Origin of the sequence: Aquiflexum sp. TKW24L, assembly GCF_023502205.1 — a bacterium.
Taxonomy (GTDB): Bacteria; Bacteroidota; Bacteroidia; order Cytophagales; family Cyclobacteriaceae; genus Cognataquiflexum.
This window is the reverse complement of sequence record NZ_JAMFLG010000068.1, coordinates 1-10,729: the sequence shown is the minus strand read 5'-3', so window position 1 is coordinate 10,729 and position 10,729 is coordinate 1. Positions and strand designations below refer to the sequence as shown.

Genomic DNA, 10,729 nt, shown 5'->3' with positions numbered 1-10,729 from the left:
TCAGGTTCAATCCGCCTGCGCCGGTCACACTTACCGTGGCAGGTTCAATCGCTGATCCGGTATAGGTGAACGGTCCGCCGTTGATCGTCACAACTGTTGTAGTTGTGGCTTTGCCGATGGTGAAGTCCTTACTGTCGTTGCTTGGTAGATAGTTGTCATCTCCAGGGTAGCTGTAGCTCGCTGTTGCGGTTCCCGCATTAATGTTGTTCGCATAATCAGCTGTCGGGGTCAGATTCAATCCGCCTGCACCGGTCACACTTACCGTGGCAGGTTCAATCGCCGATCCGGTATAGGTGAACGGTCCGCCGTTGATGGTCACAACTGTTGTCGTTGTGGCTTTGCCGATGGTGAAGTCTTTGCTGTCGTTGCTCGGCAGATAGTTTGCATCTCCAGGGTAGCTGTAGCTAGCTGTTGCGGTTCCCGCATTCACATTGTTCGCATAATCAGCTGTTGGGGTCAGGTTCAATCCGCCTGCGCCGGTCACACTTACCGTGGCAGGTTCAATCGCCGATCCGGTATAGGTGAACGGTCCGCCGTTGATTGTTACTACCGTAGTAGTCGGAGCCTTGGTGACTGTCAAAGTCGCAGCGGTACTATTTGCTGCGGTTATCGGTAAATATGTGTTAGGAATCCCCGCAAACGAGCTGGTTATCGTATAATCGCCAACATTCAAGTTCCCAAGAACAGGAATATTTGTTATGTCCACATTTAATGTAGCAATACCACTTGCATCTGTAGGCGCAGAACCGACACTGTTCCCGTTAATAAAAAATGTTATGGATTGACCGGAAATGCCTGTTGTTGTTTGGTAATTGGAATACAAGCTTGACGATAGAGTAACAGAAGTGCTGCCATAAACAGCTGAGGGAACGTTCGAGGCAACTAAGGCACCATAGTTAGCAATAAATAAAGCGGCACTTGCTGGATTATTTGCTCCAACAACAAAAACATTTGATGTCTGTAAATTTGTTTGTTGTGTTGCTGCTCCAATTCGTAGTCCATAATTTAAAATAATATAATTTATTGTTGGTGTAGGTGAAAATGTAAGATTGAAACTATTAACGGTAATTGTTTTATTTAGATGATTTGTTCCTGTGGAGTTGGAAGGCGGAGTAAAACTTGGAGAAGTAAAGTCTCCGTCTCCTGCACCCGAACCAGAAACATTATAACCAACATTTACGCTAGTATTAGAAGGTAATCCTGTCGCACCAAAAGTAACCGCAGCATCGGTAAAATATGTCTCAGCTACATAACCAGTATTATTGCCCGTTGCCAATAAATGGAAAGAAACACCCAGATGTTTAGTATCAATCGGAAACTGCATGGACCATGTCCCGTCTGGGTTAACATTGACCGTGAAAAATTCATCATGTCCCTGGTAAGGTTCCTCTTCCAAAACAATGGAGACCTTGGAATCCAAGGTCCATCCAGTTCCTGTAAAGGTGGCTATCTCACCGGGAGCGTAGTCATCCTTATCCGTGGTCACCGTGGGTTCGGACCCGGGGGCATAGCTTTGTGCAAAGACCGGCATTGCCAGGTAACTGAACACAAAAAACATCAGTAGTAAAAATTTTGCTTTCATATTATTATAAGGGTTAAGAAAAGAATTAATCCACTTGTAAAGTAATCCTTAAACACTGCTTTTATTAAACAATGATGGATTTAAAAGCAATTTTATTGCTTTTTATTTACATTTAAAAGCATTTTAAAAAAGATAATATACAAAACTAAAAATATTTTAGCGTAAAATTTATCAATAAAATTATATTTTTTCAATCATAAATTTTGTTTTTTTTATTATACTCAAATTATTCCTTAATAAAAATATTAAAAGCCTTACAAACTTCATTAAAAAAAGTCCGAAACATTTCATTTTGGAAATTAAATTCTATTGGTTTACCAAGAAAGCAAGAGATTATTGGGATCGTAAAGGCGCCAAAACGCAAAGAAAAGGGTTCCTGAAATTGTTTCCCACGAAGACAAGAACCCACAAAATAAAAATAACCACTGACACTGAGGTCGCAGAGAATATACACTTTTATGAGGAAACGCTTCTTTGCCAAGTAACCCAATATCCTACTACAATCGGGTAGGAAGATCGAAGTCGGAAGACCCCCGCCTGTCGTCGGGCAGGAATGTGCCGGGCATTTCAGTCCGCAGACAAGAATTTAATTGGATATCCAATCTACTGGCATAATTGCGCACATACGATATTAATTATTCCCGAAAAATTCAAATCCTAATTTAGATCTGAAAGAGTATGGGTGTAGGATTGTGAATTTCCTCCATAACTTCCGGATTAAAAATCCGCGTAGGATACATCCAGCAAGACTGGTAAACAAACCTCTAATAAGAAAAAACCACCTCAGACATATCCAGGTGGTTTTCCAGTTCAAAAAGCCTAAAAATCATTCTCACATCATTATCCAAAAATCGATTTCAAAAAGTGGTTGGTCGAATCTTTACTGTTTATCTTCATGTTCCCTATTTGCTCGGTTTATCATCTTTCCAATTTTTCTCAAAAAATCTTGAATTTGAACCCAAGAAATCATGCGATAGAAGCCAAGAGCCAGATTTTGGATTTCCAGGACTGCATTGCCTTAAATAATGTTGTTGTTTTGGCGTAATTTTTCATTGGATAAAAATTTGAGGTTAAATGAAATTGTTTCCTAGATAAAAAAGGTTGGTAAAATATTGCCTTTCAACCGCTTGATGTAAATAAGGGAATATTCAAAAATCTTTCATTTAAAATTAGAAAGGAAGAAATTCTTAGGAAATAGCTAAATATTGCTATATGGGAAGGAAAAAGTTTAATGATAGAGTTATTTAAAAAAGCAGGAAGTTGATGGCGCATTTTTACCGTCTTCCAAACCTCAAAACCTTCGAGGTCAAAAAAAGACCTCAAAGGTTCCCCAGACAGACCCCCTTCCTTTGCGCCTTAGCGTCTTTGCGTGATCCCTTTCAAAACAACTTCTTCTTATAAGCCAGCGCAACCGCCTCCCCAAGGGAATGCACATGGAGCTTTTCGTAAATTTTTTTGACGTGGTTATTGACGGTGAAGTAGCTGATGCCTAGCTCATCGGCGATCATTTTGTAGCTGAGGCCTTCTGCGAGTTTTTTGAGGACTTCGGATTCTTTGGGTGTCAGGTGGTAATCCTCTTTTTTCTCTTTGGGGATTTCTCCAAAATACCGCATCACCTTCAGCGCAATGGAAGGACTCATACTTGCCCCGCCTTTGTAGACTTCATCGATGCTTTGGGTGATCTGGGAGACGGAGGCGGATTTGAGGATATAACCCTCTGCACCGGCTTGAAGGGCAGCAAAAACCTTTTCATCGTCATCAAAGGAAGTCTGCACAATAATCTTGATCTGTGGTGCGTATTGCTTGGCAATCTTGATTCCCTCAATCCCATTGACCACGGGCATTTCCAGGTCCATCAGGATGATATCAGGACGGCTTAGGTCTATATCTTTAATGATCCGGGCGCAGTTTTCAAAGGAACCTGCCCATTCCAGTCCAGAGACCAGGCCGATCAAAGCCTGCAAGCTCTCCCTGCGGGCTTGATTGTCGTCAAATATAGCTACCCGAATCATATATTGAAGTTAGGGGGATTTATCACCATCCACAATACTAATTGTAGCCATGGGGATAGCACAAATTAGTGTGGTTCCATTTCCTTTTTGACTTTCGACAGTCAATTTTCCATTCATTTGTTGGCAACGCTTTTGCATATTGCCCAATCCGTTGCCATTTTGGACCTTCATGACATCCAACCCTTGTCCGTTGTCATTGATTTTGAGGATCAACTGACCTTCTTTTTCATATAATACCAACCTGACCCGGGAGGCCTGACTGTGCTTGGCGATATTGTTCATGGCCTCTTTGACCACCAAAAGCAGGTTTCTCCTGAGCTCGGGTTGGACGATTTTCTCATCTAAATCAGAAGCCAAGACATCTGCAAACAGAATTTCTTTTGAAGACAGCAATTCATTGGCATAATTTCGGATTCTAGAGCGAAGGGAGTATTTTTCATTTTTGGGATCTTTCATACTCCAGACGATATCGCTCATCCGCCCCATGAGTTCTTTGGATTGGTCTCTGATTTTATCCACCATTTCCTTTCCTTTTTCAGGTTGGGACTCCCATACTTTTCCGGCCAAGTCACCATAAATATGAAGGCTACTGAGTGTCGCACCCACATCATCATGGAGATCCGCGATGATTCTTTCCCGCTCTTTGGTTACCGATTTGGCCTGTTCGGCTTTGAGTTGCATGATGCGGTTTTCTTGTTGTAGTCGGAGGATGCGGCGGGAAAGCATCATCCTGTAAATAAAGTAAATCAAAAATAATCCCACTAGGATAAAGGCCAACCTAAACCACCAACTCGCATACCAAACCTGATGGATCACAAAATCATAACTCGCGATCTCAGGTTGATTGGCTATCCTGACCTGAAAACTGTAGTCGCCGGGCGGAAGATTGGGGTAATGGACCACATTGGAAAAATTCAAACTTTGCCAATCGCTCTCAGCACCTACCAATCGATACTCATAGGATAAGGTGGAAGCCATCCAAATGGGGATAGCAGAAACATAAAAATCGAAATGGTTTTCAATGTGCCGGAAATCAAATTGTGATTTCAGATTGATCAGTTTGTCGTTGTTGTGGACATGGGCAACCATCGGTTTTGGTTTTTCGATCGTTTCCCCCACCTCATCAGGATCAAAAAGGTCAATCCCTCCCATTCCACCCATCATCATCCTTCCATCAGGCAGGAGCATGGCCGAATTGCGGTTATATTCGCTATTGACCAAACCGTCGGCCTTGGTGAAGTTGGTGAAGGATTTGTTGAGCGTATCAAATCTGGAAAGTCCGTTGCCTGTGCCTATCCAAAGATGTCCTTTCCGGTCAAAAGCCATACAATAAATCTTGTTGTCGACGAGCCCTTCTTGCGTACGGTATGTTGTGAATTTTCCTGTCTTCTTATTGAAAAATGACAATCCATTTCCTGTACCCAACCAAAGGTTGTCATCTGCTACGGGAATCACTGCATGCACCCTGTTGGAAGGGATGCTTTCAGGCTTGCCAAGATCAGAAAGCCATTGTTGTGTCTGACCGCTTGGGGTATGCAAGGCCACCAATCCTTCACTTTCAGTTCCGATCCAAACTGTATCTCCCTGCTGCAGATATTGAAGCGGAATAATTCTAGGGAAAACCATTTTGTTTTCCGAAATGCGCCAAAGTTGGTATACCAAATCAAATTGATCACCAGGATAGATGAAATAATCATAAGACTTGCCATCGGATATAAAAGTTCTGGTAAATGGATTTATATTCGGATTGCCTGCAAAGAACTCATGGATATTTCTGCCATTCTTCAAAATCCAGGTTTTTGGATCCCCATTTTTTAGGATATCCCGGTATTCTATCAATCCAAAATCCCTGAAAATGTCGTCCAAATACACAGGCCTTACCTCTCCTGTGCGTAAGTCAAAAAAGCTATAGTATTGATCAGAAAAATCATGTTTGATGATCAGGCGGTTTTCGTCAAAAGGAAAAATTCCTAGGATAAAGTTGCTGTAAAGGCCCAAGTTTTCCTTGGTAATGGAGCTAAATTGGGATGGGTTGGTTCTCAAATTGAATAGCCCCTGTTTATTCCAAAACCAAATTGTTTTTCCCCTATCAAAAGACTGCGAAAGCTGTACTTCAGATAATTCGGGAAACTTCTCAAAACGGTTCTCGGGTTTTACTGCATTTTTCTCCCACAGCATTAATCCATTGTCTGTGACAAACCAAGAATAATCAGATAGGGTATAGAAAAAATGGATTGCAACCCCCTCAAATAAACGTAAAATCTCATCACTTATATCTCTTCCAAGAGAGTCTTCGACAATCAATTCCCGGTAATTCAATGGGTGCCTATACCAAGTGTTTCCCTTGGCATCGATATTTAAGCGAAAATACCCCTTTTGATTCCAAAAGGTTTTTGAAGAATCGACATCTCTTTTTAGAACATATTTACCGATGTTTTTTGACGGAACGACTTCAACGGGGGATTCCTTAAAAAAACTAAAATATCTGGTAGGTAAACCTGACGGCCTAATATCATCTGAAATGATAGAATCAAGATCATCCACAAAAACCATCGGAATAAGTTCAAAAGATTTTTTATCCACCAAATATGTCCTAGCCGGATCAAACACAAATAATTGATCCCCGATGCTCGAAAAAGTGGAAAGCAAATTCGAAGGCTGGGTTTTGAGTGGTGTAAATACCTTGGTATAAATATCATAGGCACCCATAGTGTAGTCAAGCTTAAGCCAATACCTTCCGTCCTCGGATTGCACCAATTGATTGACAATGCCATTGAATGTGGTTTTCCCATCTGCTTCGACTATGGGGGATTTATATGCCCGAAAGCCATCAAAATAAAAAAGCCCATTGTAAGTACAGATCCAAATCAGGTTATTCTGGTCCCGGAAAACGCCGAAAATCACCGCACTTTCTATTCCATGGGCTTGTCCCCATGATTTGATTTGGATATCGGTTTGGGCAAAATTATCCCCCGTACGACAAAAGAAAAAAGCCAATAGCCAAACTACAATAATCAGCTTCTGCATATCAAAAATGGTTGCAAAAAAAAATGGAACTTAAAATTGTTTTTATTCTCTTAATGTAAAAATTATTTTATAAAAATTCCAGTAGATTTTATAATATTTTTTTGAAAACCTTTCTAAAGAATATTCCTCTGCCACAATCACTTCTTACCCAAAAATATAAAACCAAAACCAAATAAAATAATGGCATAAAATTCTTCTTTACGTTTTTTTTATTTTAGCATAAGTTACTATTAATAAGGTAAATCAAAACCCATTAAATGCGTAATAAATACCCCTTAGGTGGTATTGTGAATACGAATTTTATTGTGGACATTTAGACTTTTTCCACCAACTTTTAATCCTATGAACCACTTAAGACTACTATCCGTCCTCCTTCTTTTATCACTTCCCTTTTTGGGGCATTCACAATCTTACATTGGGAATACTTTGGACAATTATTCCGGAGTGCATTCTCTCCTTCTGAATCCGGCCAATGTCGTAGGATCGAAAACCAAGTTTGAGTTCAACATTATATCTGCGAGTGCCTTTGTGGGAAGCGACTACCTGAGTGTAGACTTCAGGGACCTTAGAAATATCGGAGATGGATTTTCATTTGATTCGGATGTGGCTAAGACTCCCACCGACAGAAACAATTTTTTTGGAAATGCTGATATTCTGGGGCCTTCAGTCATGTTTAGGTTGAATGAAAAAAGCAGCTTGGGAATCAACACAAGGGTGAGGACTTTCTTCAACATTCACAATATCAGCGGTTTGTTTTATGAAAGTATATCTGAAGGCTTTGAGTCCCAGTCTGATTTTCAGGCAAATATGGAAGACCTGTCAGGAACCGTACATGCCTGGGGAGAAATAGGTTTGACCTATGGCAGGATCCTTATGGAGGATGAAAAAAGCCGACTGAAAATCGGAACCACTTTGAAATACCTCGCCGGAGCAGGTGGACTTTTTACTTCAAGTCCGCAATTAAGTGCCGGATTTAACTCCCAGGCGGGATTACTCACCACCGGTGGTGCCTTGGATTATGGCTACACCTCGGACTTTGATACAGAAAATATCGAATTTACTGATTTCACGGGAGGATTCGGCGCCGACTTCGGTGTCGTTTATGAATTGAGAGCCAAAAGTGGGCTTCCAAGTGATTCTGTCTATACTGTACAACCTTACAAATTTCGGTTTGGAATTTCTGTGCTTGACATTGGGGCAATCAATTACCAAGATATCTCCGAGTTTAATTACAATATGAATGGGACAATATCTGTTTCCGAGTTTGACGAAAAGGACATCGAAGAGGTGTTGAATGATAACTTTCCGAGCACAGAAGTAATCGGAAACAGGTCTTTAGGACTTCCCTCCTCCCTGCAGGGATTTATTGACTACAGTGTTTCAAAAAAGTTTTTCCTAAGCATGCATGGTGCATTTTCACTTCGGGATGCCTCGACATTTAGGGTAAACAACATCGTCAATACCCTTACTGTCACCCCAAGATTCGAATCCAAATGGCTCAGCATTTATAGTCCTTTCAGTTTAAGACAATTCCAATCCGGCATCATGTGGGGAGTAGGATTAAGATCTGGACCATTTATGATAGGATCGGGATCTGTATTATCAAATCTCCTTTCCAGTTCCTCAAGAAGCACAGATATATTTATAGGATTCAAGGTGCCAATATTTAAGGATTAAGACCTAAATCTCAAGTGTCCCAATCTTGTAAAAGGGACCTTAATGACTTCTCAATCCTTGATACACCTTACTGAATAAAGCCCACCGGGATTTTCTGCACTTGCAAAGATCTCTTCCCCTAGACTTATACCCAACAAAAAAAAGTTATGGCTAAAGGGAGGATCGGATTTGGTAGGTACACGAAAATATGTAACTGAACCCTCTCCTTCATACATACCATTCCACCCTATATATCCTGTTGGCTGTGCAGAAAACCCGCTGATATTGGACCCTTTGACTACACTGTTTTTCCAACCCAAATAAGTTTTCATCTTGGTAGCATGCCTTGGGCCTAAAAAATCTTGTAACTGTGCCCAATCTTTTGATTCCGGATAGCGCCAACCGGTTGGACAGATTCCACAGCAAACCGCTTTACCGTTGTATAGATTGCCATAATTCGGGTGGTTTCCTGGTTTGGTTTCAAGAACTGAATAGACGCTCAGATCGGGATTTCCGGTCCATTCTGAAGGCGTCTTGACTTTAGTGATTGGAGTGCCATCGTTTTTCCTTGTGGTGCTGAGATTTTCAGCCATCCACCATTGGTTACCGATTTTGACTGTCCTATATTCATTGCCATCGATGTCCGTTACTGTGCTGAATTGGGGCATTTCAAACTCAATCGACTCTTCACAGCCATCCGAATCAAGTACTTGTACAGTGTATGCACCGGGTGTAAAATCAAATGGCCCTGCTCCAGTCAACCCATTGCTCCATGTAATCTTATAAGGAGGTACGCCATATTGAATATCCATTCGGACCTTTCCTTCTTCTAAAGCAACCTGTGCCAACATCGGGCAAGTAACTTTGAGTTTGGCAGGAAACGATTTTTCAAAATCTTGGTAATACAGTCTTAACTCAAAGTCTTGTTCCAAACCTATCAAGCTCTCCAGTTCAATCTTTAATTTGCCCTCTTCAAATTCATAATTAATAAATCTGATATTAGGCTTATAAAAAATCTGGACCGTCATTGGAAACGAAGTCGGAAAAGGAATTTGTTCAATAGGCGCCGTTGCGGGAATGATATAAAGAGGTTCTTCTTTCAATAAAGGAACATCAGACCCTTTAGCTAACCTAGCCAGAATTTTGGAGGTGCTTTTTTTGAATGTTTTGAACCAATCCACTCTTGCTCGGAACTGATCTTCGTAGGGAGAATAAATACCTATCATATTGGGTTTTTGGAAATCTCCGAAAGCATGAATCTCATTTAATTCACCAGATTCAAAAATCAGAGTTGGTTGTTCGACAAATGATCCCGGTTGTTCACCGGGTATTTTGAAAACAAAGTTTCTCAGCAGCGGACAAGTCAATGTTTTGGCTGCCAGACCTTCCAAAAAAGCCATTTGATACAACCCTCCCAACCCAATCCCGGTCTTAATCGAAGAATATAATTCTGAGTTTGGCAATGCTGCATACTTGGTCACATATTCAAAACCCTGAGGGGAAAAAGGTTGGGAAAACAAATTTTCAAGCATATTACACCTTCCTAAAAAATTAAAGATCGGAGATGCATCACATTCCGGAATTTCGAGTTTTTTACCTTCTTTCGAATCAAGCCATAGTTTTATAAACGGGTTTCTAAAAACACCTTCAAAGACCTTTTTTTCATTTTCAGAAAGCTGTGTGTATTCGACTTTCAATTGGCTGATCCATTTTCTATAATCCTGTGAAAATCCATCCAAGGATTCGATGTCCTCAATTTCTGTCAATAAAGCTTCATTATCCCGAATCAAGGCTTCAAATACAGATACCTGCGCAGGAGGAGGAAGAAAATATATACCGAGATTAAACTTCCATACCCTCGATTTTCCATTGATCTCTGCCTCTAGTATTGTATTTCCCATGGGCAACTCAGGCATGATAAAAACCAAGGAATCTTTCCCAATACGGCCCAAAGTGACTGGAATATTTTCTGAAAAATAGCCCTCCAAAATCTGGTCTTCTTTTCCAAGGCCGGGGGCATAGATTTTGACCAAGTCAAAGGCGGTGACATAATCATCCACCACAATGGGATGGTAAATGGGCGCCTCCTCCTCCCTGCATCCCAAAAGCAGTAAGATCGAAAAAATAGAGAGTAAAATCCTAAAAGAAGTTTTCATCGGTATTCAGTTTTTTGGAATTCAAATGGTCCATGACTAGATCCTTCAAACTCAATTAAAGCATTCGGTTTTGTAAAATAAAGTTACCAAACCTTTGACATTCAGAAGGCTAAATAGCGGTCTTTGTTTGGCAAAAAATCAAACTTCCAAAAATGATTTTGGTGATTTTTAATTATCCCAAAGAAATCCCTATTAGATCTCCGGTGGAATTTCAAGGGTCCATGAGATGTGTTTTGCTACCCGGCATAAAGTGATTCCGGATTAAACTTGTTTTCCAAAAGGATATTAATAAAAAA

The 10,729-nt window shown here is 40.7% G+C and carries 5 protein-coding genes; 1 reads left to right on the top strand and 4 read right to left on the bottom strand.

Annotated features, from left to right (window positions below):
* The 3 genes from M3O96_RS21640 to M3O96_RS21630 all read right to left on the bottom strand — a co-directional run.
* The coding region (locus tag M3O96_RS21640; RefSeq protein ID WP_249725234.1) for a hypothetical protein at positions 1-1,582 on the bottom strand (1,582 nt) is incomplete at its 3' end.
* 1,379 nt (positions 1,583-2,961) lie between these two features.
* Entirely contained in the window at positions 2,962-3,594 is a 633-nt protein-coding gene (locus tag M3O96_RS21635) for a response regulator (protein WP_249725232.1), read from the bottom strand.
* A 9-nt stretch (positions 3,595-3,603) separates the two neighbouring features.
* Positions 3,604-6,621, bottom strand: a complete 3,018-nt coding sequence (locus M3O96_RS21630; protein WP_249725229.1) for a sensor histidine kinase — start codon at positions 6,619-6,621, stop codon at positions 3,604-3,606.
* A 342-nt stretch (positions 6,622-6,963) separates the two neighbouring features.
* Here M3O96_RS21630 and M3O96_RS21625 point away from each other — a divergent pair, with 342 nt between their 5' ends.
* Complete coding sequence (locus M3O96_RS21625; protein ID WP_249725214.1) at positions 6,964-8,298, top strand: DUF5723 family protein; 1,335 nt, start codon at positions 6,964-6,966, stop codon at positions 8,296-8,298.
* A gap of 50 nt (positions 8,299-8,348) precedes the next feature.
* On the opposite strand, the gene M3O96_RS21620 is transcribed toward M3O96_RS21625, so the two are convergent.
* Positions 8,349-10,433 (bottom strand): fibrobacter succinogenes major paralogous domain-containing protein, encoded by a 2,085-nt coding sequence (locus M3O96_RS21620; RefSeq protein WP_249725211.1) that lies wholly within the window; start codon positions 10,431-10,433, stop codon positions 8,349-8,351.
* Positions 10,434-10,729: the final 296 nt, after the last annotated feature.

What these genes read in the sequence shown, in the direction of transcription:
- M3O96_RS21630 (WP_249725229.1), bottom strand. Translation starts at nt 6,621, where the DNA reads ATGCAGAAGCTGATTATTGTAGTTTGGCTATTGGCTTTTTTCTTTTGT.
- M3O96_RS21625 (WP_249725214.1), top strand. Translation starts at nt 6,964, where the DNA reads ATGAACCACTTAAGACTACTATCCGTCCTCCTTCTTTTATCACTTCCC.
- M3O96_RS21635 (WP_249725232.1), bottom strand. Translation starts at nt 3,594, where the DNA reads ATGATTCGGGTAGCTATATTTGACGACAATCAAGCCCGCAGGGAGAGC.
- M3O96_RS21620 (WP_249725211.1), bottom strand. Translation starts at nt 10,433, where the DNA reads ATGAAAACTTCTTTTAGGATTTTACTCTCTATTTTTTCGATCTTACTG.